The organism is Prolixibacter sp. NT017, from assembly GCF_009617875.1.
Taxonomy (GTDB): domain Bacteria; phylum Bacteroidota; class Bacteroidia; order Bacteroidales; family Prolixibacteraceae; genus Prolixibacter.
Genome location: NZ_BLAV01000001.1, coordinates 3,002,278 through 3,025,655, shown reverse-complemented (window position 1 = coordinate 3,025,655; position 23,378 = coordinate 3,002,278). Strand labels below are relative to the sequence as shown.

The following is a 23,378-nucleotide window of genomic DNA, read 5'->3' as shown; positions in this document are numbered from 1 at the left end:
ACAGCCTTTTGGCCGAAAGGTTTTCTTACTTACACCAGTTTCAATTTGAAATTTTCGTCGAATTGAAGGTTCCCATCGGCTTTGGAACCGTCAGGTGTTTCGAAACCTTTAATTTTCGGCGTTTTTCCTTTTAATATCAACTGTTTTACCTGGTTGTCGGTCAGGTCTTTATTCATAAAGGAAAATGGAATGCGAAGCGAGCAATTCTGAAAGTTGGTGCATCCCCAGGCGGTTTTTCCTTTTACGATCGTTCCTTGTTGACACTTTGGGCAGCTCAGTTTCTCTTCTTCCTTCTCCTCCAACTCAATATTGAAATCGTCAGTCAGTACTAATTTGCCGTCGACCTTTTCACCGTTTTTAGTGAATCCTTTAATGATGCTGGTTTTTTTCTTCTGCACCAGCTGTTTGATTTGGTTGTCAGTCAGTTTCTTTTCCAGCAATTCAAAGGGGAGGCGGAAATCACAGCCATCGCGGAAAGCGCTGCAACCCCATGCCGATTTTCCTTTCAGTATCGTTCCTTTTCCGCATTTGGGACAAGTCAGGTCTGGGTCATCCGACTTTTCCTTTTTTTCGGTTTTCCCTGAAGGTTTTTTCTCTTTTTCGTCTTCAATGATGGCGATCTCTTTCTTTGGCGAGCGTTTTACCTGGTCCACAATCTCCGACACCATGGTTTTCATCTCCTCCATGAATTGGGCTACTTCGTATTCGCCGTTCTCAATTTGCCGGAGTTTTTTCTCCCACTGGCCGGTCAGTTCCGCCGATTTCAGCAGCTCATTTTCGATGCTGCCAATCAGGTCGATTCCCGTCTGTGTAGCAAGGATGCGTTTCTTTTCCCGCCGGATATAGCGGCGCCGGAACAACGTTTCAATGATATTCGCCCGGGTCGATGGCCGGCCGATACCGTTCTCTTTCATCAAATCGCGAAGTTCGTCATCGTCGACCTGTTTGCCGGCCGTTTCCATGGCACGAAGCAGCGTCGCTTCGGAATAATAGCGCGGCGGTTGTGTCATTTTTTCCGCCAAATCCGGCTCGTGCGGGCCGTTTTCACCTTTCTCAAACGGTGGTAAAATATTTTCGTCGGCCTGAGCTTTGCCTCCGTCGCTTTGGTACACAACCCGCCACCCCGGATGAAGGATTTGTTTGCCGGTCGCTTTGAAATCCACCTGGTTGACGGTAGCCAGCACCGTAGTGTTGGACACCTTACAATCGGGGTAGAAAACACTGATGAAGCGCCGTGCCACCAAATCGAACACCCGCTTTTCATCCGGCGTCAGATTGTAGGTGAAAACGCCTGTGGGAATGATGGCGTGGTGATCGGTGATTTTTTTATCGTCGAAAACCTTTTTCGATTTCCGGATCTTATCCTTCAGCAACGGTTCGGTAAGTTGTTCGTACGGCTTCAGCTTTTTCAGGATACCCGGAACTTTGGGATAGATATCGTTGGGCAGAAACGTGGTGTCAACGCGCGGATAGGTAGTTACTTTTTTCTCATACAGACTCTGAATAACACGCAGGGTTTCGTCTGCCGAAAGGCTGAATTTTCGGTTGGCTTCCACCTGCAACGAAGTCAGGTCAAACAGCTTTGGTGGTTGCTCGGTGCCTTTTTTCGTTTCCACGGAAGTGATGAAAAGGTCGTGCCCTTTGATTTCTTCCAGCTTCTTCTCTGCTTCCTCCTTCACGGCAAACCTTCCGCTGGTAGCACTAAAAACTGTTTCCCGGTAGGTCGTTTTCAGTTCCCAGTAAGGTTCCGGCCTGAAGTTGTCGATTTCCAGCTGCCGCTGAACGACGAGAGCCAATGTTGGTGTTTGCACGCGCCCGATGGAAAGCACCTGTTTGTTTTGCCCGTATTTCAGGGTGTACAGTCGTGTGGCGTTGAGGCCCAGCAGCCAGTCACCGATGGCCCGTGCGCTTCCGGCTGCGTAGAGCAGGTCGAAATCGGAGCCGTTGTAAAGCTTCTCGAACCCCTCTTTCAGCGCTTCCTCAGTTAGTGAAGAAATCCACAACCGCTTGATAGGTTTTTGGCATTTCGCTTTTGTGAGTACCCAGCGTTGAATCACTTCTCCCTCCTGGCCGGCATCACCGCAGTTGATGACTTCCTCAGCTTCAGTTACCAGTTTCTCGATGGTATCGAATTGCTTCTTCACTCCGTCGTCATCGATGAGTTTGATGCCGAATTTCCGCGGAAGCATGGGAAGCGTGCGCAGATCCCACCATTTCCAACGGGAAGTATAATCGTGGGGTTCTTTCAGTGTGCACAAATGGCCGAACGTCCAGGTGACCTGGTATCCGTTTCCTTCAAAATAGCCATCACGGCGGCTTTTGGCCCCCAGGATTTCCGCTATTTCGCGGGCAACACTTGGTTTTTCGGCAATGCAGACTTTCACGCTTTTACTGATTTGTCACCAAAAATAGTCAGCTCAACCTAATTCGACGACAAATCGACGAGGAAGTTTTCAACGATCGGCAGGAGCAGTCAGGGTTCAGTCCTGGTATTCCTTTGGATTGATGTAATGGGCAGAGACCAGTTTGCTGTATACACGCCGGGCAAGGTGATTATTTAGGGTGTCGTAGCCGGCATATACTCCCAAGACCGTGGACTTGCTCATCCATACTGGTTTCATACTTTTCAGATCGACCAGGTAGGACAGAAAACTGGCATTAGGCTCGGTGTTGTTAGTGACGGATGTTCCCGAGTCGTTGCTGCTATAGGTTGTGTTTACAGTATGCCAGTAGTTTTTCAGATTAATAATTAGTATGGCCTGGGCACCGGTTTTCTGAATAGCTTCAAGGAACTGCTGATACGATACTTTTTCATTTACCCCGAAGATATTGGTACTCTTGATGACGGTTGTTCCTCTCGATTGCAGTTTCCGTTGAAAAGCTTTATTGATTTGCCGAGTGAAGTCGATATCCTTCAGGGCGTTGTATTTTCCTGCTAAAAAGTTTTGATAGGTTGTTGAATCTAGTTGGTGGAATTCTTCATGGTCGCCGGTATAGAGAACAACTATCCGCGAATATGGACGTTGAATTTTGTCTTTTTCGACAGTAGTTATGCTTGAAACAGCACAGCTATTTAGCAACAAGCTCAGGAAGATAATTGGAATGTAGGACTGGAATAGAGTTTTTTTTGTGGTCATATTGAATGTTTTTGGGTTGAAAACAGTAATTGTCGATATTAAAGAACTACGTCGGTGATTATTTAATAAATATATCTCTTTTAAGACGATATCCAACGAAATATGGTTGCTTATTTAACTTATTGCATAATATTATGCGATTCTAGAAGAGTCGAGTTTGCTATCTAGATCTGATGCTGAGGTAAGGTGCTTTTTTTTTCAGCAATCCCCTTGTTTGAGTAGGTTATAGGCTTGAATAATGTTTATGGTATTACCTTTTTTATAATAGACTAATTTATTTTACGTCTAAACGGGGATGAGTTCCCACTTAAAGACGTAAGAAAAAAACTTTACCTGAAATCGAAGTAAAGAACCATGCTTTTGGCATATTCATGACGCTGGTTGTCAAATTTTGAGGGCTGTCCCATTGGGCCTAGCTGTTCGGGCTTTTTAAATTTGGTTCCGATAGGACTGATGGCATGCATGAAGGATATATTTCCTTCCGGGAAAGCCGGGGTTGTGTTGTCATTAAAAGCACCATGCGGTGGCTCGGGTGTAAACATTCTGAGGAAAATGTCCGGCGAAGCACACAAAATGCTGAAATCCTTGTTCGTCGTTTCGATGGATGCCCAGTAGAAGTCTTTGCGATACCCCTTGAATTCAGGATACTGATAGGTTTCACCTGTTATCGTGTTGTTGTAGGAAGAATGCCATACTGCGAGCGTATTACCTTTCATCCTGTTTTTCCAAACACGGTAAGGACCGTAGCCCATCCAGGTCATTCCGGTTACGCGGTCTTCCGGAAAACGGAAACTGATTCCCATGAAATTACTTTCGTAAGGCGGATAATAACTGCATTCCAGTTTGAGCAAGCCATTTTTCAGAACGGTCCATTTTAGTTCCCGGAAACGGTTGGCATATTTCGCTTCAATCACCATTCCATTTTCGGTTGGATGATAGCTCACCGACTTGAAGGTCGGTTTCGGACCGGATAATAGGGGGCCATCACTAAACGGAATCTCGGTTCCATCGGAAATCACTTTTTCGAGGTAGCCGGAGGTTTTGGAGAATTCGAATTCCATTTTTCCGGATGTGACTTTCAGTATTGTATCTTTTTCATCGACGTTAATGGGGTGTTTCCCGTCTGGCGGCAACATTGCGGCAGTAATTTCGGCAGGCGTTTTCACCGGCCAGCTCCATGTATTCATCTTCGTCCCGTGTGGATCGATAACGGTCAGGTACAAAACGTCTGCTTTATGGAAGTTGTCCGGAACACCGATTGATAAAACTCCATTGTTCCCTGGAGAGACCGCAGGCATTTCCTTTTCGCCAGAGGCAATTGTCTCCTGCATCCCGCCGGTAACCGGTGGCAGTTTCACCCATTTCCAATCGACCTTGCATTGCGAAAGATTGGTATAGAGGTAGCGGTTTTCGATATGAAACTGTCCATTGAATTGCGGCGTAATGATCCGCTTCTCAAAGAAAACTGGAGACCAGATATCACGGATGGTATAGAAACTGGCTTCTTTTTCCCGATAAGGGCCGAGAATTCCGTCGGCAGCATGACTACCATCGGTATCTAGCTCGTTGTCTTTATCGGTTCGAACCACTGCTTCATCGGAGAAATCCCATATGAATCCTCCCGCTGAGAGCGGATTATGCCACATTAAGTTCCAGTAATCTTCGAGACCTGCTCCGGCACCACCATCATACAATCCATGCAGAAATTCGGTCGGAAAGAAGACTTCATTGCCATGGAAGAAAGTTCCGGCCCCGTAATCGTAGTCGATGTAATGCCGGTTATCGGTGTGTTGAAACAGTTGTCCCGGATGAATCACCGGGCGATGTTGCGGGTCGAATATCAGGAACAAATTGTCAAGCGCCGTATTCCAGCCTCCTTCGTTGCCGTTGTCCCAAATCACGATGGACGGATGGTTCACATCACGGTTCACCATTTCTTCAACGAGTTTTGTTCCAACTTGTGTGTCATAAGCCGATTGCCAACCAGCCAGTTCGTCCAGAACAAACAGCCCCAACGAGTCGCACACATCCAGAAAATGAGAATCCGGCGGATAATGAGACATCCGAACTGCATTCATATTCATCTGCTTCATCAGTTTCACATCGCGGATGCTCAGCTTTTTGCTGGTTGTCCGGCCTGAATTTGGCCAGAAACTATGCCGGTTTACACCCTTGAACTTCACTTTGACACCGTTCACATAAATCCCGTCATGCGGCCGAAGTTCCACCGTTCGAAATCCAAATTTTTGTTCTACCCGATGAATGACTTCCCGGTTTTTCTTTAGTTCGAAAATCACTTTGTACAGATTGGGAAATTCGGGGTTCCAGGTTTTCGGTTTTTCAATGTGAGTTGCCAGCCGGACATTAGATTGCCCGTTGGTTACCGGAACAGAGAATGCTTCACCGACCGGCTGATTTGCAGAATTGAGAATCTGCGCTGTCACTTCCTCTCCATTCTTCTCATCACTCAAATACACATCGGCCGTAAAATGGCCATTTGGTTTGGCGTCGATGGTAGTGCGAACGATGTGTTGTCGTGGTAACGCTTCGAGATAAACCGGACGAAAAATTCCGCCGAAAATCCAATAGTCGGCATGGCGCTCGGCTTCATTCACCGATTTGTTGGTTGAATGTTTGGAGACAGTCACTTCCAGCTGGTTCTCCGAACCGAATTTCAGCAACCGGGTAATGTTGTATTTGAACTGATAAAAAGCTCCCTGATGCAGGGGGCCGGCATTTTGACCGTTAATTTTGACTTCGGTATCCGTCATGGAACCTTCGAAGACAATGTTGATTTGCTTCTTTCTCCAATCTTTTGGAACATTAAAGTTATACCGGTAGATTCCTTTTTCCTTTCCCCGAACAGAATCCGGGTCCAAACCATAATTATATGTCCCGAATCCCTGCAACTCCCAGTTGGATGGAACAGGAATGGTTGTCCATTTGTCACTGTTTCGTCCATCGGTGCAATAAAAATCCCAGTTGACGGTGTGGTCCTTGTCTGTTCCAGACAGGTATTTGATAATGGTTTCCTGTGCGTTGACCGTAATTACTGAAAAAGTTGTTAGCAGTAATACTATTGTGTGTTTCCACCGGGTAGAAAAGCAATTCATGGTTTGGAACATTGGTTTTTTAAAAAGTCAGGATTGTAAAAGTAACACTTATAAGAGAAATTACAGAAAACCAGTTGGATTGAATTCGGGAAGGCACAGCCGTTTTAGATGTTTTGTTTAATTTAGGGGGAATGATTTAACCAATTTAATTGTAATCAATGAGAAAACTGAGAATCGCGCTCATCTTGTTATTGTTGCCGGTTTCTATTCTGGCACAAAAGAACCAAACACATTTTCTGTTTCGTGATCCGGATTTGCCTTTGGAGGACAGGGTTAATGATCTGGTCTCGCACATGACTCTCGAGGAAAAGATTAGTCAGCTGGTATATCAGGCTCCGGCTATCGACCGCCTGGGAATACCGGCATACAACTGGTGGAACGAAGCATTGCATGGCGTTGCACGCGCCGGTTATGCCACTGTTTTTCCACAGTCCATTACCATCGCCGGTTCGTGGGATAAAGATCTGATGTACCGTGAAGCAACAGCTATTTCCACGGAGGCTCGCGCCAAGTACAACGAGTGGATTCGTCGCGGAAAACACGGCATTTATGAGGGACTAACTTTCTGGTCTCCCAACATCAACATCTTCCGTGATCCGCGTTGGGGGAGAGGTCACGAAACGTACGGCGAAGATCCTTACCTCACCGGAATGATGGGGACGGAGTTTGTTGAGGGAATGCAGGGGAATGACCCGCATTATCTGAAAACGGTGGCAACAGCCAAACACTTTGCTGTTCACTCCGGACCCGAACCATTGCGCCATAAGTTCGATGCGGATGTTTCCGATCGCAATCTCTACGAAACGTATCTTCCTGCTTTCCGCAAGCTGGTCGTCGATGGAAAAGCATATTCGGTGATGGGAGCTTACAACCTCTTCCGTGGATTGCCTTGCTGTGGAAATCCGTTTCTGTTGCAGAATATATTGAGAGATGATTGGGGATTCGACGGTTACGTGGTTTCCGATTGCTGGGCTATCAGCGACTTTTTCCAGTTCCAGAAAACGGCGAAAAATGCTGCTGAAGCGGCTGCGATTGCTATCAAAGCGGGCACCGACTTGAACTGTGGTGTTGCTTTTTCCCGGTTGGATACAGCTATAAAACGCGGCTTGGTTACTGAAGCCGATATTGACAAAGCAGTGAAACGATTGTTTCGTGCCCGGTTCAAACTGGGAATGTTCGATCCGCCTAATCGGGTTCCCTATTCAAAAATACCATACAGTGCTAATTGCTCTGATGTGAATGACCAACTGGCCCGTGAAGCGGCACGCAAAAGTATCATTCTGTTGAAGAACGAGAACCAAACACTTCCGCTGAGCAAAAAGCTGAAAACAGTAGCTGTTATCGGGCCTAATGCCAACAACTGGGAAGCGTTGATCGGAAATTACAATGGCATCCCGAAACATCCGGTAACGGTATTGAAGGGAATTGAGAACAAGCTGGAACCACAGGTGAAGATTACCTACGCCCAGGGAAGCGATTTGGCTGATGGCATTCATGACCTGACCCCGGTTCCATCCATTTATTTGCAAACCGAAGATGGTCACCAGGGCGTAACCGGCGAGTATTTTGCGAATGCGGAATTGAAAGGTAAGCCGGAGTTCACTCGAGTGGACGATCAAATCAATTTCTACTGGGGAGCTGACTCGCCATCGCCTCAATTGCCCGATGATAATTTCTCTGTAAGATGGACAGGATACATTGTACCGCCGGTAACCGGAACTTATCACCTGGGATGCTGGGGAATGCCTACGCTTGATGTAATCTTCGAAGGAAAGAAGATATTGAGTCACAATAGTGAGCACTCAGCTTTTTATCATGAGAAGGATGTGCAGATGGAAGCCGGTAAGCGCTATAAAGTGGTGTATGAGTACAAAAACTGGTACGGCGATGGCGATGCCAAGCTGGTATGGGCCATGCCGAATCCGAATATGCTGAAAGATGCAGTCGCGACCGCTGAAAATGCTGATGCTGTTGTGCTAGTACTGGGGTTGTCTCAACGCCTGGAAGGAGAGGAGATGCCCATCAAAGTCGATGGATTTAAAGGTGGTGATCGCACCAACCTGTTGCTTCCCAAACCTCAGCGCGATTTGATGAAAGCGATCCAGGCGACCGGCAAACCGGTTGTATTGGTGTTGCTTAACGGAAGTGCACTGGCCATCAACTGGGCTGCTGATAACCTGGACGCCATTGTTTCGGCGGGTTATGCAGGCCAGGAAGGAGGTAATGCTGTTGCTGATGTTTTATTCGGCGACTACAACCCGGCCGGAAGATTACCGGTTACTTATTACAAGTCGGTTGATCAGTTGCCACCTTTTGGGGATTACGATATGAAAGGTCGGACGTACCGTTATTTCAACGGCGAACCGCTATTCCCTTTTGGTTACGGATTAAGCTACACCACGTTTAGCTATTCTGATTTACAGGTTCCCAATATGGTTGCTTCCGGCGATTCGATTCCGGTTTCCGTTAAGGTGACCAATACCGGTAAACGCGATGGTGATGAAGTGGTTGAATTGTACATTACGGATGAAAAGGCATCGACGCCGCGTCCTATCAGGCAATTGGAAGGATTCAACCGTATCAACCTAAAAGCAGGTGAGAGCAAAGTCGTGAGTTTCAAACTCGGCCCACGTGAACTTTCGATGATTATCAAAAAGGACAATCTGGTGGTAGAACCCGGCTGGTTTACGATCTCGGTAGGAGGAAAACAACCGGGCTTTACCGGGCGGGCTGATGCTGCAACCACATCGGTGGTAACCGGACGATTTAAAGTGACTGGGAAGCTGTTTGAACTGAAAAAATAAGCGAAAGATTATCAGATGAAAGCGGGGCCTTGCGCCCCGTTTTTTATACCTTTAAAAGAAAAAGAACATGGCTGAAACGGTTAACCGTGTTCCGGTAGCGGCCGGACGCTTCTATTCCGGTTCACCGAACACGCTGCAAAAAGAAATTCACGAGTTCCTTCAGGCCGGAACTCCCTTACCCGAATCCGAACGACTACTCGGACTGATAGTCCCACATGCCGGATATGTTTTTTCAGGTGGAACTGCCGGGAAATGTTACGCACGTATTCCGGAGAAAAACACCATTGAAAGAGTTGTTTTGCTTGGTTCCTCGCATTATGCATCGTTTCGGGGAGCTTCGGTGTACAACATCGGCAACTATGAAACGCCATTGGGAGTTGTTCCTGTTGATTTAGAAATATGCGAAAGCCTCATTGCCAATAATGATTTGTTTCGTTTTTATCCGGCGGCACATACCGAGGAGCATAGTCTCGAAGTTCAATTGCCCTTTTTACAGGAAAAACTGAAATCGGACTTCCGGATTATTCCCATTCTGTTAGGTCAGGTCCGTCCATCTGAATCTAAACGGATTGCCGATGAGCTCTTGTCGCTGGTAAATGAACAGACGCTGTTTGTCGTTAGTACCGACTTGTCACACTATCCCGAATATGAAGATGCACGCAAAGCTGATGAGGAAACGATAGAAGGTATTATTTCCGGTGATCCGGAAAGATTTCTTAACGGTCTGGACCAGAACAATGACAAGCATATTTCGAACCTGCGTACTTCATGTTGTGGCTGGACTTCGGTGCTTACATTTCTGTATTTGACGGAACAGATGGGGAATGTGACTATTCGGAAAGTCGATTATTCCAATTCTGGTGATTCCGTTTACGGCGGTCATGACCGAGTTGTTGGCTATGGCGGGTTGGAGGCCGTGGTGAAAAATGACAAAAAGACATACCTGAGCGAAGAAGAGCAAGCGCAATTGAAAAAACTGGCGGAAGAAGCCATTCGGCAATATTTTGAACGGGGAGGCCGCGATGATATTGACCCGGCATATCTTCCTCCGGCTTTACGGGCCAAAATGGGCGCATTTGTTACCGTGTATGTCAAGAATAAACTAAGAGGATGTTTGGGGCGTTTCGATGAGCGAGAGCCGTTGTATGAACGGGTTCGTGATTTGGCAATTTCTTCGGCAATAAACGATACCCGTTTTGAACCTTTGGATGGAAGTGAGTTGCCTGACACGCGGGTGCAAATTTCCGTACTGACACCACTCCGGCGGATACACGATCCGTCGGAAATTATTCTGGGGACGCATGGAATTTACATCCGTAACGGTTTAAACACTGGTACATTTCTACCGCAAGTAGCCACCGAACACAATTGGACAGTTGATGAGTTTTTAGGATACTGCTCTAAAAATAAGGCCCATTTGGGATGGGATGGTTGGAGGACGGCTGAGCTTTTCGTCTTCGAAGCGATTGTGATTGAATAAATCTTTCCAGATAATCACAATCCGGTACAATAATTGAATAGTTAACGTCGTTTTAATGTATGCTTAATATAATTATGGAATATAATTAGCATTTTTGACGTTGTGTAAAAGTGCAAATCACAAAAACGAGAGATTTATGGGAAGAAAAGAGTATTTTGAAAGTTTGGAAGATTTGCGTTTGCTCAGAGAATCACTTTTAACAAAAGAAAATGATGATCCTCTTTTCAGAAAACAATCGAAAGATGATATGATGCGCGAAATTGACAAGCGCCTTCATGAATTGAAAGAAATCGTGGAAAGAGATTAAGAGAAACGTAAGTTGAGACTGTCCCTTCAAGGGACATTTTTTTTGTCCATACTTTTCTGAAGAAGCCCCTCCTGATTATTTTCCCCAAGGTGTTAACAAAGCTTTCCCACTATTCGCAGCGCCGATAAAATTCTTAATTTTGCTCACGTTCATAAATGAAGAAGTTAAAGGAATTATATCGTCGGCATATTTATGGAGTGATTGGCACACTTGCCTTTCACCTCATACTACTGACTATTTTCTTACTGGCAGAATTGAAAACGTCCAGAATGCCGAAAGACGAAGGCATTATTCTCGATTTTACCGAACAACCACAACCGAAGTTACCGGAGCCGGAAGTGAAGAAAGAGAAAAAAGCGAATGCTTCTCCGACTGAATCCGCTGATCGGGGTTCCAATCGAGCCGTTAATGATGCATCGAAGAAAAAGCAGACGAAAGATCAGTTTTTTGATAAATCCTACCGGGATGAGATTGCAAAAGCCAAGGCCCTGGTGAATGATGTGAATAAAACGCTTTCGCAGAAAATACCGGAAATTGGTGATGTGAAAATGCCTGAGGAAACCACTGAGGGCATGAAGCCGGAGGATATTAAGAACACCATTTACAAGGGGAAAAGCAATATTCATTACTCACTCAAGGACCGGTATCATGTCCGGTTGCCGATTCCCATTTACCTGGCGCAGGGCGGTGGAGAAATAACAGTGGATATTGTGGTGGACCGAAACGGCCAGGTGCTGAGTGCCACACCTCGTCCCAACCCGAATGTCACCGATACCATGTTGTACGCATATGCAAAGAAAGCGGCCGAGAATACAGAGTTCAATGTTGCCCCCAATGCTCCTGAAAAACAAAGGGGAACGATTACTTATAATTTCGTTCCCCAATAGCATATTTTCGTCAGCCGGTTTTACGATACAAACTGGCTGAAGTTTTTCATAAACTGAACCCGTTCCCAGGCTGCGGGATTTCCGGTCGATGAATGCTTCAGCATACCGACGAAATCTTCGACTGATTCAAATTCTTTTTCAGCCATCCATTCCTTCAGCTCTTCAAGCAAGATTTTAATGTGCTTCGGACCGTGTTTGTATACAACCGAAGCAATCTCAACCGCTTTGGCACCTGCCAGCAACTGTTTTACGATGGCGTCGGCCGAGTGAATACCAGTTGAGGCAGCTAAATCGCATTTTACTTTTCCTGACATCAACGATACCCAGCGAAGTGTTTGGTTGTAATCGCCCGGTGATGAAAGAATGGGGCCGGAGGTGACCGTCAGATTTTCGGTATCGATATCAGGCATCCACGAACGGTTGAAGAGCACAAGGCCCTGCACTCCAGCCTCTGAAATCCTGCTGATGTAGGAAGCGAGATTCGAACAGTAATACCCTATTTTCAGGGAAACCGGAAGAGAAACAATTTCTTTTACCTGGTGAATAATTGCATCGGTGATAACGAGGTTGTCCAGTTGTTCGCGATCGTCGTCCGACGGAAGGAAAAAGAGGTTGAGCTCAAGTGCGTCGGCACCGGCATCCTGAATCTCTTTCGCAAGGTACATCCACTTTTGACTGGAGATACAGTTGATGGAAGCGATGACCGGAATTTCAACGGCTTCTTTTGCTTCTTTGATGAGGCGAATATATTTCCGGACGGAGTCTTCGTACAACTCCTCCTCTGTAAAATCGATAGTTTCGGGAAATAGGAAAGGCCTGCCGGTCATGCGGTGTTCGGTTTCCTTCATTTCCAGAATAATCTCTTCTTCGAAGAGCGATTTCAAAACAACGGCAGCCGCTCCGTTGGCTTCCAGTGCTTTTATTTTTGCAACTGAATCGGTAAGTCCTGAGCTGGCAATGATAATGGGATTCTTCAAAGAAAGTCCCATAAACTTCGTCGATAGATCTGGCATAATGATAGCTTTGCTGGTTAATGTACTTCGCTTAAGATACAAAGTTTAACCACAAAAACCCATTATTCGATAGAAAACCTATTTGGAGAGTTTAAGCAGAAAATTCAGGCTACGTTGGTTGAATTCATCCGCCTGCTCGATGTTACAAACATGCCCGCATTTGGGCAAAATATCGAGGTTGGTAAAGGGGAATTTTTTCCAGTAGTCGATGGATTCATCGAGGAAGTTGAAATCCTGGCTGCCCATGATCATTAGCATCGGCGATTTGAATGGCTTATTGAAATAGTTATCCAGGTTCTTCTTCAGATCAGCCACCAATCCCAGCCACACCTTAAATGCTTCCGATTTAATCTGAGCCGCTTCCCTTACAAAAAGCCGGCGGGCCACTTTATGATTCCGGTAGGGCATCAAAATCCAGGCAACCAACTGGTAAAGTTTGTGATAGGGGATAAAGCTTGACAGGAAAACGCCGGTTTTAAACAGCAGGTGCGTCCTGCGATTTAACTTCATTACGCCACCACCAATAATGACTGATGAGACTACTTCTGGTGCAATATCTTCAATAATCCGAATGACAATTGAGCCCATTGATATCCCGATGAAGTGTGCCCGTTCGATTCCTTTTTCATGCATTAGCGTAAGCACATCGTGGGCTACCATTCGGAAAGAAAGTTCATCATCTTCCGGTTTGGTCAGTTCTTTCGAGTTACCATGATCCCGCAAATCGGGGAGGAGCAGATTGAAATGGCTGCGGAATGCAGCAATCTGGCGACCAAATGTTTTGGAACTTCCTCCGGCACCGTGAATGAAAACAATCCATTCTTTGTGCTGCGGCTGAGTGTACTCCTGAAAGCTTAATATTTCCATCGATGAATTCTCTAACAGGGTGCAAAGTATAAAAATCCCGTTCGAATGACAAAGCCGATTCGAACGGGTTGTGTGTTTATTCCTTTTTTTAACAATTAAAGCATTTAAAAATTGTAAGTGAGTCCGACACCGAGGAGTTGTTTTAACTGCACCCTGGGCCCGTGTTCTACACCGCTGGAATCGACATATTTGATGTTGTCGTCGTATTTTAATGTGGTACCGAAGTTGGCCGTCAGATATTTATTAATCTGCATGTTGAATCGGACATCCCAGTTAACATCGATGTTTTGTGGTTTGTCTAAATAGTTGGAAAAGAGATCGAGTTTTGTTTCCAGATCTACATTTTTCAACAAATCTTCCTGGGTGTATGCAAGCTTGACATAAGCACCGAATTCAGCGCGGAACTTATCGCCCGGACTTACGCCGAATGCTCCAACAGTGGATAGTGAGTCATCGGCAAGAAAGGTAAACTTGGTACTGACCGGTGACAAAAACGCCGAAAAATTATCGCTGGGCTTGTAGTCGAAACCGAGCGCGAAATTCATGTAGCCCGGAGCCATAAAGTTGGAAATGTATGTAGCCTTGTTCGGGTAATTATACCCCTTGGCCAGCTGGGTTCTGAAATCGTAGAGGGCCGACAAGTACCATTTACCGTTGATTTTATAGCCATACTTCGACGAGAAGCTCAGTTTATCGACACTCTTGCGCAAGCTCTCACTGGCGTTCTTGACTAAACCATATTGCACATCAAAGGAGTTATCCCAGATGTGTTTATTTTTCTTCTTATTGGCATTGATGTTAAAAAGAAAAGTCCCGGAAACAGATCCGTCACCCCCTTCGGCCCAGTTGGTAAGCGAAACCTGGGAAAAGTTGAGTGAACTATTTCCGTTAATGGTCCAGTATTTAGTGGTATCAGCCGGCGTTTGAGCCTGAAGAGCCAATGTTCCTGTTAAAACAATGATGAGGATAGATAATTTTTTCAGCATGTTGTCAAATTTCGTTTGGTTATCCATTATTTTTCATTAAAAAGGTGGACATCCCTTTGTGGAAATGGGATGGAGATACCTTCTGCATCGAATGATTTTTTTACTTTTTCGGTATAATCAAAAAATAGGCCCCAGTAATTGGCTGCTTCGACCCATGGTCTGACGACAAAGTTCACCGAGCTGTCTCCCAATTCCTGTACGGCAACAAAAGGAGCCGGATCCTTGAGTACCCGCTCGTCTTCTTCCAACAACCTTTTTAGGATATCACGGGCTTTGTCGATATCGTCGGAATAGCCAATACCAAACTTCATATCGACACGACGTGTGGGCATAGCCGAGTAGTTGGTCATGCTCCCGGTTGCCAGCCCTCCGTTGGGAATGATAACCTGTTTATTATCGGGTGTATTCAGAATTGTGTTGAATATCTGAATTTCTTTTACGGTTCCCATGTGTCCCTGGGCCTCAATGAAATCGCCTACTTTAAATGGTTTAAATATGAGGATGATAACGCTTCCGGCGAAGTTTTGCAGGGTTCCCGACAAGGCCATGCCGACAGCCAAACCAGCGGCACCCAAAATAGCAATAAACGAGGTCATCTGGATTCCCAGCATACTGGCAATGGTAATCACCAACAGGATTTTCAGGGTGATATCGAGAAGGCTAATCAGGAACGAAGAAAGGGAAGGCTCTATTTCTCTTTTCCCCAGTGTTTTTCTTACCAGTTTATCAATCCGTTTAATAATCCACAGACCGATAATCAAAATAACAACAGCATAAACGAGTTTCAGGCCCCAGGTTTGAATCAGGCCCCATGCTGCATAGGAGTAATCATTCAGGTTTTCCATTTTTTTGTCTTTTAGTCATGTTAATCGAGTTTGAACCGGACGATATCATATCGCTATATTCTAATAGAGTAAGTCTAAATTAAAGTGTTAAAGCAATTTATACAACAATTTTTTGCTTTAAGGCTTATTTGCCGGAGTATCAGAATTTCTTAAAAGCGAATTCCTGAAGTAAACCGGATTATATAAGTAGTTTATTATCAGTTTAAAAGTGTTTTTTAGCAACGATGATTGTCTGCTCTCAGGTTGTCACTCTTTATTTTCTTTAAGAAAAGGTTGATTATCATTGAGGCATAACGAAGTGCCCGATAGAAAGTTCAATTCTTCGTAAAGGAGAAAACGATTACAGCAGCAATCGGGATGGGAAAAGTTGATTGATATATAGGAGGTAGTATAAATAAAAAAGAGGGGGAAACCTGATGCAATAAAAAAGGAACCGGGAAGAGAACCGGTTCCTTTTTGAGCTAACGTGATGTTAGCTTCCTTTTCATTCTTTCACTGTTCTCAGCATATCGGCGTAACCCGACATTTCACAATAGTTGTCAAGCAGCTCGTCGGATTCGAAGCCTCCTAAAGCTTTAATACGGTTCCAGTCACGGCAGGCACCTTCTTTGTCACCGACTTCATAGCGGCTCATGCCTCGTGCCAGCAAGAGACATTTTTCGTTAGGTAATAATACAATTCCGCGGTCGAAATGGCGGATGGCACGCTTCGGATTTTGCTTCAACAAGAGCTGTTTGTTCCCCTTGATAAAGTAGTTCGTAGCCTGGGACTTCAAATCAGATGACTCTGACAGTTTAAAGGTAACAGCAAATTCTTTGTCCATGGCGACAGCTTCCTTGTTGTTACATCCCGGTTTCCACAAACCACTGGTTGTTCTCAGAACACGAATAACTTCTTGGTCCATAGCGGAAGAAACGCTGTTGATAACAACAAAGTTGCTCAATGTTCCATCGGGCTGAACAGTAAACTGAATGACTTCTTTTCCTTCCCGAAAATCCTGGGCATCGGCTGTAGGATATTCCAATCGTTTAATTACGTAGTCATTGAGCGATTGCAGTTCAACGTTGGCTTCGTTTACCAAAAGAGCGGCGCCTTTAAATCCGGCAAATTCCGGTGGAGAAACTCTTACCTCCTCAATGTTTTCCTGGCTGAATGCAACTACTGAGAGAAGTAATCCTGCGAATAGTAAGAAGAGTTTTGTTTTCATGGCTTCTTGTTTTTAAATTAGACATAATACTGTTTGATGCGTAAATATTTCGTTCACTGTATAAACCAGTGATATGGACTAAACTTCTGTTAACAGTATTAATGCTTAACAATCCTCTTCGATTCCGCATAACAAATTACAACGACAGTGCCACGTTTCATAAGTGACACAATGATAGGTTCTTGGTAGTTTTTGCAGGGACGAATGACCAGGGGTTAGTGTCCGCATATGAAAGCTTCTGTGAACGATTGCGAACAAACGTCTACACTATGGTAAATAGTTTGGGGTAATTATTGATTGAAAATAATTGGATATTGGATTAGTAGTGAATTGACTGACATATTTTCATCATTTTCAAAGATTTGCATGTCAAAAAATCCTGATAAACAGACGGTTGAAGACATTTTGTCTGTTGTTGTCTTTTGGCAATAAGTTTGATATTCGTGAGGAGAAAAATGGGAGAGACCTGAAGTGGTCCCGGTCGGTTTCTTTCTATTGGATAAATGCTACAACGGGGCAAGTTGGATTTGGGCAACAATAAAAAATTAAAAATACAGACATGAACTTTAACAATTTTACCATTAAAGCGCAGGAGGTTGTGCAGCATGCCATTCAGGTGGCGCAGGGAAACAACCAACAGGTAATCGACACCGGGCACCTGTTCAAAGGTTTGTTTAGCAAAGCTGAAAATGTCACCGGTTTTCTGTTGAAGAAACTGGGAGTCAATAGTTCAACTTTGCAGCAAGCACTCGATCAGATTGTCGCTGGTTACCCAAAAGTGTCGGGCGGCGAGCCCTATTTGTCGCCGGCAGCGAATACGGTTATTCAAAAAGCGACCGGTTATTCGCAAAATATGGGCGATCAGTTTGTTTCGGTAGAACACTTGCTGCTTGGTTTGCTCGATGCCGGTGATTCTGTGAGTAAGATGATGAAAGACAGCGGTATCAACAAGAAGGAACTGGAAGCTGCTATCGCGGACTTGCGCAAAGGGTCGAAGGTGGACAGTCAGACAGCCGAGGATACATTCAATTCGCTGAACCGTTTTGCGATCAACCTGAATGAGCGTGCCCGTTCCGGTAAGCTTGATCCGGTGATTGGCCGTGATGAAGAGATTCGCCGGATTTTGCAGATTCTTTCGCGTCGTACCAAAAACAACCCGATTTTGATTGGTGAACCGGGTACGGGAAAAACCGCAATTGCTGAAGGGTTGGCTCATCGTATAGTCCGTGGTGATGTACCCGAAAACCTGAAAACAAAACAAATTTTCTCGCTCGATATGGGCGCGTTGGTTGCTGGTGCCAAATACAAGGGTGAGTTTGAGGAACGATTAAAAGCCGTGGTGAACGAGGTAGTGAAAGCCAACGGTGAAATCATTCTTTTCATCGATGAGATTCACACGCTCGTTGGTGCCGGAAAAGGCGACGGCGCAATGGACGCAGCCAATATCTTAAAACCGGCGTTGGCGCGAGGCGATTTACGTGCAGTTGGTGCAACAACTTTAAATGAGTACCAGAAATACTTCGAGAAAGATAAAGCACTGGAGCGTCGTTTCCAGATTGTCATGGTGAACGAGCCCGATACCTTGAGTGCGATTTCCATCCTTCGTGGTTTGAAGGAACGGTACGAAAGTCACCACAAGGTGCGGATTAAGGATGATGCGATCATTTCGGCTGTTGAACTTTCGCAACGGTACATCACCGAACGGTTTTTGCCTGATAAGGCAATCGACCTGATGGATGAGGCCGCAGCGAAATTACGGATGGAGATGGATTCTCTTCCGGAAGAGCTGGACGAAATAGAAAGGAAGCTGAAGCAATTGGAAATTGAGCGCGCGGCTATTCGTCGGGAAAACGATACCCGAAAGCTGGCGAACCTCGATGAAGAGATTGCCAACCTGAAGGCAGAACAGACGAAGTATCGTGCTTCATGGCAGGCCGAAAAGGATGTGATTGATGCAATTCAGCGCAACAAGTCTGAGATTGAGGAGATGAAGCTGGAAGCTGAGCAGGCGGAACGGCAAGGTGATTACGGTCGTGTTGCCGAAATCCGTTACGGAAAAGTCAAAGGTGCCGAAGAGGAAATCCAGCGTTTGCAAACGGAATTAGCTAAGCTGCAGGGCGAATCTTCCATGATCAAAGAGGAGGTAGGAGCAGAAGACATTGCTGAGGTCGTTGCCCGCTGGACCGGAATTCCGGTTTCCCGGATGATGCAAAGTGAACGCGAAAAACTGCTACAGCTGGAAGATGAGTTGCACAAGCGGGTTGTCGGACAGGATGAGGCAATTGCAGCTGTATCGGATGCAGTTCGTCGTTCGCGTGCCGGATTGCAGGATGAAAAGCGGCCGATTGGTTCGTTCATTTTCCTGGGAACCACGGGTGTCGGAAAAACAGAATTGGCGAAGGCGCTGGCTGAATATCTTTTCGATGATGAGAACATGATGACCCGAATCGATATGTCGGAGTACCAGGAGAAATTCTCGGTAACCCGATTGATTGGTTCGCCTCCGGGCTACGTTGGTTACGACGAAGGTGGGCAATTGACCGAAGCGGTTCGGCGGAAGCCTTATTCAGTGGTGTTGTTCGACGAGATCGAAAAAGCACACCCCGATGTTTTCAACGTTTTGTTACAGGTGCTTGATGACGGCCGGTTGACGGACAACAAAGGACGTCTGGTCAATTTCAAGAACACCATCATCATTATGACCTCGAATATAGGGTCACACATTATTCAGGAGCGGTTTGAGAATCTGAAAGATGAAAACCGTGAAGAGGTGTTGGAGCAGACCCGTTACGAGATGCTGAATCTCTTGCGGAAGAGCATTCGTCCGGAATTCCTGAACCGTATTGATGAAACGATTGTATTTACGCCGTTGAATCATGAAGAGATCAAGGAGATTGTGCACCTGCAGTTCAACCTGATCATGGAGAGATTGAAGAAAAGCAATCACGAAATCTCCATCAGCGATGCGGCTGTAGAATGGGTTGCTGCTTCTGGCTTTGATCCACAGTTTGGTGCCCGCCCGATCAAACGGACGTTACAGCGTTTCGTTCTGAATGACCTGTCGAAACAGTTACTGGCAGGAACCATCTCAGAAGACAAACCTATCCTGGTGGATGTGGAAAACGATACCCTGGTTTTCAGGAACTAAATAAATTAAATCCCCCGGCGTCTCTCAACCGGGGGATTTTTTTGGTTTTTACCGCAAACTGACTTTTTGAACGACAGCTTGTTCGTCGTCAGTCCAACGAACAAGATAGATTCCGGTCCCGGGTTGTAGCCGGGCGTGATTGGTGTGGTTGATTGAGTATTCAGTTATTTTTTGCCCGATAAAATTGAACACTTCGAGCTTTCCTTTCAGAATCTGTGATGCCGTGACATGAAGGATTTCGCCAGAGCTGTAGATACGAACCTTCTCATTGGTGAACTCATCGAAGCCGGTGCCGTTTTTAAGGTGCAGGATTAAGCTGTTGTTTTCTCCTGCGGAAGCATCGTATCGTAACGTATCACTGCTTCTTAAGTCGAGTATTTCTCCGGTGATTGTGTTTTCCAGCGATATGGTGATTCCATTACTGAATGAATTGGAAACCTCGCCGCTAATGCTCAGTTCATCAGCATCCGAAATGTATAATCCTAACGGAAAGCTTGCCGGGTACGTGCGTGCCTGGTTGATGGCCAGTTTCTCACCTTCCTGACTGAACCACAATTGTGGTACTCCGATATCGTAATAAACCAGCTTTCGCGAATCTTCATTAGAATCCAGTTCATCGTTGTTTGTTTGAGCGAATCGAACTAAAGTGAAATCATGTCCATTAGGACCGGTCACTTTCAGCCGAACAATATAATCTTCGGGTACTCCTTGTTTCAGAAAATATTGATCGGTTGGAACACAATCGTCTAGGTTCACTGAATAGTTACCTGCCTTGGTGGCTTCCACAAAAAATCCCTGCATAGGAGGAATCATATCCGTAAACTCGGGATTGGTGACTGTTCCGTCGGAAGCGATTGTCAGGTAGGTTTTGGCATTCGGATCGAACATATAAGCTGTTCCTGTTGTGTTGGTCCGGTTCGAAGTCGACCAATCGATAGCTCCCAGTCCGGGATTGCCAACAAAGTTGAAGTTGTTGCCGGCATCTTCGAAACTTAGCGGAACGGACTGCGTTCCGGAAATCGGACTGCCATTGAAAACGAGCTCGAGTTCTTCGCGGGTACTGTAAAAGCCATATCCGGTCATGGGAGAGAGCGGTAGTGTCTGGTCCGACACATAGCTCCAGGCACTTTCATCTGCCGGTTGAGAGTTATCGTAAGTAATCAGATAAACCATGCCGTAGACCGGTTCGAACATCGCAGCTGTGTTATCCTCTACCGGCGGAGTCAGGAAGAGCCACTTTTCTGCAGTCAATGCTCGTTTGGCATACAAGATGCAGCTTTCAGGAAGATATTGCTGACCACCCAGTGAAGCATCCGATTCGAGTACGAGTGTTTTGGGAGTCACTCCTGCGGTAAGCACAGGGTAATGGTCAACGCCGGCGGGAATAATGCCTTTCATGGTTTCATCCGGAACTCCATTATTCCAGTTGGCTGCATTGTTCCAATCATTATCAACTGTTCCGGACCAAGTTGTTTCCAGGTTGGGAGATGCCGTTAATGTTTGTCCGGCATTTACGGCACCAAATGAAGATTCTGCCGACTCTTGCCAGGTAAAGTCTTCGTAGTAAGAACCGGAGCCAGTCAATTGAATGGAAAAGTTTGGTGGCGTATCATTATCCTCTTTGGGCTCAATTGAAATCGACGTTAAACCAGTTGCATCACCTTCTGTTGCCGTCACAGGACCTTCATAACTTATGAATTGAATAAGTTTGTGCTGATAAATTAGTGCCAGACCATCCGGTCCTTTTTGCAGTGTGCCAAAATCAAGATCGTAAAAAGCAAATGTCCCTTCAGTAGAAGTAGATGCAAAATTACCCAAAGTCATTTCGTCTATTATGGCTCCATTATATCCGTTGTAATGGATAACGTTGAAATCTTCCAATACATAATTATCTGCATTCTCGAGAACAATCTCTACTCGTCCGTCCTCAGTTTCGTTGTCATCATAATGAAACTCGTTAATCCAGGCATTGGGTAAATCATCCAGTGGCGTGATGAGCACTGTTTCGGGAATGGTTCCGTCTGTTTTTACATTGGTGGTTTCATCACTTCCCCGATAGGGAATGATCTGTGTATACCAGCGAGTTTCACTTCCCGGAATATAGACTTCAGCTGCAGTCGTATCCTTATAGATGACAATCAAAGCCTCACCGTCGCTGAAATCGGTGTCTTCTACCGGAGTCTCACCATCTATGGGCGTTTGAGCTGTTGTTTGTGTGAAGAGCAGAAGATAGCCTTCGGCTGCTTCCTCTCCGCTGTTTTCATCCCACGATAGATGAACGGTATTGCCGTTTTGTCCGGCGAGTCTGAAATCGCTTACGTGGTTCGTAGGTTCTGTTTCCAGTGCGGTTCCAGTAATTGCTACCAAAACGGTCTCCGGTAGTTCGGTTGTTTCGTGGGTGATGTCTCCGCTGGTAACCCCGGGAGTGTCCGGAGCAAAGCGGACATAGATGGTTGTGGACAGTTCGCCGTCTGTTCCCGTGAGCGAAAGAGGAGATGCATTTCCCTGCCAGTTGGTTTCGTCGGTGGAAATTTCGAATCCGGTAGGAGGCCTAACAACGAGGTTGTCCCTCAGATACTGGGCATTGACTGTATAAGATGACGTCGCAGAATTCTCACCTGAAACCACGTCACCAAAGTCCGGAATGCTTTCGACTGAAACCGTTACTTCGGGAGCAGGTTGGTCCAACGTAGTGACATCTCCGCTGGAAATCTCGCTTTCCATCACCACCTCATCGTCCATCAAACGTTTAGCCTTCAGTTGAAAATAATAAGTTGTTGAGAATTGAACGGACGTTGCTTCATATGAAGTAACATTCCCAATGTCTTCATCGACAATGGGATTTGAATAATCTTCTTCTGCGCTAATGATGAGGTAATAAGATGTTGCCTGGTAACTGGCCTGCCATTCAAGGGTAAAACGGTTGTAATCGATGGCACTGGCCTGCAAATCTTCCGGGGCAACAGGTGTCCCTGCCGTAATTTCAAATGAGGCTTCAATACTCACCACTTCTTGTTGCGAATTATCGGTCGCTTTAATTTGATAGTAGTAGATGCCGTCTTCCAGAACAGGCAAATCAGCTTTCCATGTGGTACCCGACGAATAACTCAATGCAAATGATTTCGTCAAATTACCGGATGTTGTTCCATAAAGTACGAGGGCAGAAATAACTTCGCCATCATCGGAGATGGAAGCAGAAATGGTATTATTTCCGGTAACTTCGGTATCCGTCATCGGAGAAGGAGAGAACGTCACGCTTCCAAATTCGGGGATTGGGTCGTTATCAAAAAGTGCATTCTCCGTATCATTACTATCCGGATCAGGCGGCGTTGGCGGACCGGTTTGTGCGAATGATTTATTTGAAAAGATAGTGAGTGATAAAATCAGGAAAAGAGAAATAAAATTTGTTTTCATGTTAATAAAGATTTTGGTTTTTAGGTTAATAATGTTTTGTTGTCTTGGTCAGAACGTTTGTCAGCTTTCTCTTTTCCTATATATAAGTTACGTCAAAATTAGTTTTTAGCAAGCTTTTTCTGAAATGTTTTATAACAATAAGATAGGATAATTGGTATGATTTGTGAGTT

Annotated in this window: 14 protein-coding genes; 5 read left to right on the top strand and 9 right to left on the bottom strand. The window is 45.5% G+C overall.

The window, feature by feature from the left end; genetic code table 11:
- Positions 1-29: 29 nt before the first annotated feature.
- The 3 genes from GJU87_RS12485 to GJU87_RS12475 all read right to left on the bottom strand — a co-directional run bounded on the left by GJU87_RS12485 (position 30) and on the right by GJU87_RS12475 (position 6,250).
- Positions 30-2,384 carry a type IA DNA topoisomerase gene (locus GJU87_RS12485; RefSeq protein WP_153639832.1) on the bottom strand — a complete coding sequence of 785 codons (2,355 nt, stop codon included), beginning with the start codon at positions 2,382-2,384 and terminating at the stop codon, positions 30-32.
- Positions 2,385-2,480: 96 nt separating this feature from the next.
- Entirely contained in the window at positions 2,481-3,137 is a 657-nt protein-coding gene (locus GJU87_RS12480; protein ID WP_153639831.1) for a hypothetical protein, read from the bottom strand.
- Positions 3,138-3,466: 329 nt separating this feature from the next.
- The gene (locus tag GJU87_RS12475; protein ID WP_153639830.1) at positions 3,467-6,250 is read right to left on the bottom strand and encodes a glycoside hydrolase family 2 TIM barrel-domain containing protein; all 2,784 of its coding nucleotides are present in this window, start codon (positions 6,248-6,250) and stop codon (positions 3,467-3,469) included.
- 158 nt (positions 6,251-6,408) lie between these two features.
- Here GJU87_RS12475 and GJU87_RS12470 point away from each other — a divergent pair, with 158 nt between their 5' ends.
- The 4 genes from GJU87_RS12470 (at position 6,409) to GJU87_RS12455 (ending at position 11,728) form a co-directional block, all read left to right on the top strand.
- Positions 6,409-9,054, top strand: coding sequence for a glycoside hydrolase family 3 C-terminal domain-containing protein (locus tag GJU87_RS12470; RefSeq protein WP_153639829.1), 2,646 nt, complete (start codon positions 6,409-6,411; stop codon positions 9,052-9,054).
- Positions 9,055-9,121: 67 nt separating this feature from the next.
- Complete coding sequence (gene amrB, locus GJU87_RS12465) at positions 9,122-10,534, top strand: AmmeMemoRadiSam system protein B (protein ID WP_153639828.1); 1,413 nt, start codon at positions 9,122-9,124, stop codon at positions 10,532-10,534.
- 136 nt (positions 10,535-10,670) lie between these two features.
- Positions 10,671-10,841 carry a hypothetical protein gene (locus GJU87_RS12460; RefSeq protein ID WP_153639827.1) on the top strand — a complete coding sequence of 57 codons (171 nt, stop codon included), beginning with the start codon at positions 10,671-10,673 and terminating at the stop codon, positions 10,839-10,841.
- Positions 10,842-10,996: 155 nt separating this feature from the next.
- Positions 10,997-11,728, top strand: a complete 732-nt coding sequence (locus GJU87_RS12455) for a hypothetical protein (RefSeq protein WP_153639826.1) — start codon at positions 10,997-10,999, stop codon at positions 11,726-11,728.
- Positions 11,729-11,748: 20 nt separating this feature from the next.
- Here GJU87_RS12455 and GJU87_RS12450 read toward each other — a convergent pair whose 3' ends face one another.
- The 5 genes from GJU87_RS12450 to GJU87_RS12430 form a co-directional block, all read right to left on the bottom strand.
- The gene (locus tag GJU87_RS12450) at positions 11,749-12,741 is read right to left on the bottom strand and encodes a dihydroorotate dehydrogenase-like protein (protein WP_153639825.1); all 993 of its coding nucleotides are present in this window, start codon (positions 12,739-12,741) and stop codon (positions 11,749-11,751) included.
- A gap of 78 nt (positions 12,742-12,819) precedes the next feature.
- Entirely contained in the window at positions 12,820-13,608 is a 789-nt protein-coding gene (locus GJU87_RS12445) for an alpha/beta fold hydrolase (RefSeq protein WP_153639824.1), read from the bottom strand.
- A gap of 104 nt (positions 13,609-13,712) precedes the next feature.
- Positions 13,713-14,594, bottom strand: a complete 882-nt coding sequence (locus tag GJU87_RS12440) for a DUF3078 domain-containing protein (protein WP_153639823.1) — start codon at positions 14,592-14,594, stop codon at positions 13,713-13,715.
- Positions 14,595-14,620: 26 nt separating this feature from the next.
- Complete coding sequence (locus tag GJU87_RS12435) at positions 14,621-15,439, bottom strand: mechanosensitive ion channel family protein (protein ID WP_153639822.1); 819 nt, start codon at positions 15,437-15,439, stop codon at positions 14,621-14,623.
- 484 nt (positions 15,440-15,923) lie between these two features.
- Positions 15,924-16,646 (bottom strand): energy transducer TonB, encoded by a 723-nt coding sequence (locus GJU87_RS12430; RefSeq protein WP_153639821.1) that lies wholly within the window; start codon positions 16,644-16,646, stop codon positions 15,924-15,926.
- A 559-nt stretch (positions 16,647-17,205) separates the two neighbouring features.
- Here GJU87_RS12430 and clpB point away from each other — a divergent pair.
- Positions 17,206-19,794, top strand: a complete 2,589-nt coding sequence (gene clpB, locus GJU87_RS12425; RefSeq protein ID WP_153639820.1) for an ATP-dependent chaperone ClpB — start codon at positions 17,206-17,208, stop codon at positions 19,792-19,794.
- Positions 19,795-19,842: 48 nt separating this feature from the next.
- On the opposite strand, the gene GJU87_RS12420 is transcribed toward clpB, so the two are convergent.
- A complete protein-coding gene (locus tag GJU87_RS12420) occupies positions 19,843-23,208 on the bottom strand; it encodes a hypothetical protein (RefSeq protein ID WP_153639819.1) in 3,366 nt (1,121 codons plus the stop codon).
- Between the last annotated feature and the right edge of the window lie 170 nt (positions 23,209-23,378).

What these genes read in the sequence shown, in the direction of transcription:
- GJU87_RS12455 (WP_153639826.1), top strand. Translation starts at nt 10,997, where the DNA reads ATGAAGAAGTTAAAGGAATTATATCGTCGGCATATTTATGGAGTGATT.
- clpB (WP_153639820.1), top strand. Translation starts at nt 17,206, where the DNA reads ATGAACTTTAACAATTTTACCATTAAAGCGCAGGAGGTTGTGCAGCAT.
- GJU87_RS12460 (WP_153639827.1), top strand. Translation starts at nt 10,671, where the DNA reads ATGGGAAGAAAAGAGTATTTTGAAAGTTTGGAAGATTTGCGTTTGCTC.
- GJU87_RS12475 (WP_153639830.1), bottom strand. Translation starts at nt 6,250, where the DNA reads ATGAATTGCTTTTCTACCCGGTGGAAACACACAATAGTATTACTGCTA.
- GJU87_RS12470 (WP_153639829.1), top strand. Translation starts at nt 6,409, where the DNA reads ATGAGAAAACTGAGAATCGCGCTCATCTTGTTATTGTTGCCGGTTTCT.
- GJU87_RS12430 (WP_153639821.1), bottom strand. Translation starts at nt 16,646, where the DNA reads ATGAAAACAAAACTCTTCTTACTATTCGCAGGATTACTTCTCTCAGTA.
- GJU87_RS12450 (WP_153639825.1), bottom strand. Translation starts at nt 12,741, where the DNA reads ATGCCAGATCTATCGACGAAGTTTATGGGACTTTCTTTGAAGAATCCC.
- amrB (WP_153639828.1), top strand. Translation starts at nt 9,122, where the DNA reads ATGGCTGAAACGGTTAACCGTGTTCCGGTAGCGGCCGGACGCTTCTAT.
- GJU87_RS12420 (WP_153639819.1), bottom strand. Translation starts at nt 23,208, where the DNA reads ATGAAAACAAATTTTATTTCTCTTTTCCTGATTTTATCACTCACTATC.
- GJU87_RS12435 (WP_153639822.1), bottom strand. Translation starts at nt 15,439, where the DNA reads ATGGAAAACCTGAATGATTACTCCTATGCAGCATGGGGCCTGATTCAA.
- GJU87_RS12480 (WP_153639831.1), bottom strand. Translation starts at nt 3,137, where the DNA reads ATGACCACAAAAAAAACTCTATTCCAGTCCTACATTCCAATTATCTTC.
- GJU87_RS12440 (WP_153639823.1), bottom strand. Translation starts at nt 14,594, where the DNA reads ATGCTGAAAAAATTATCTATCCTCATCATTGTTTTAACAGGAACATTG.
- GJU87_RS12445 (WP_153639824.1), bottom strand. Translation starts at nt 13,608, where the DNA reads ATGGAAATATTAAGCTTTCAGGAGTACACTCAGCCGCAGCACAAAGAA.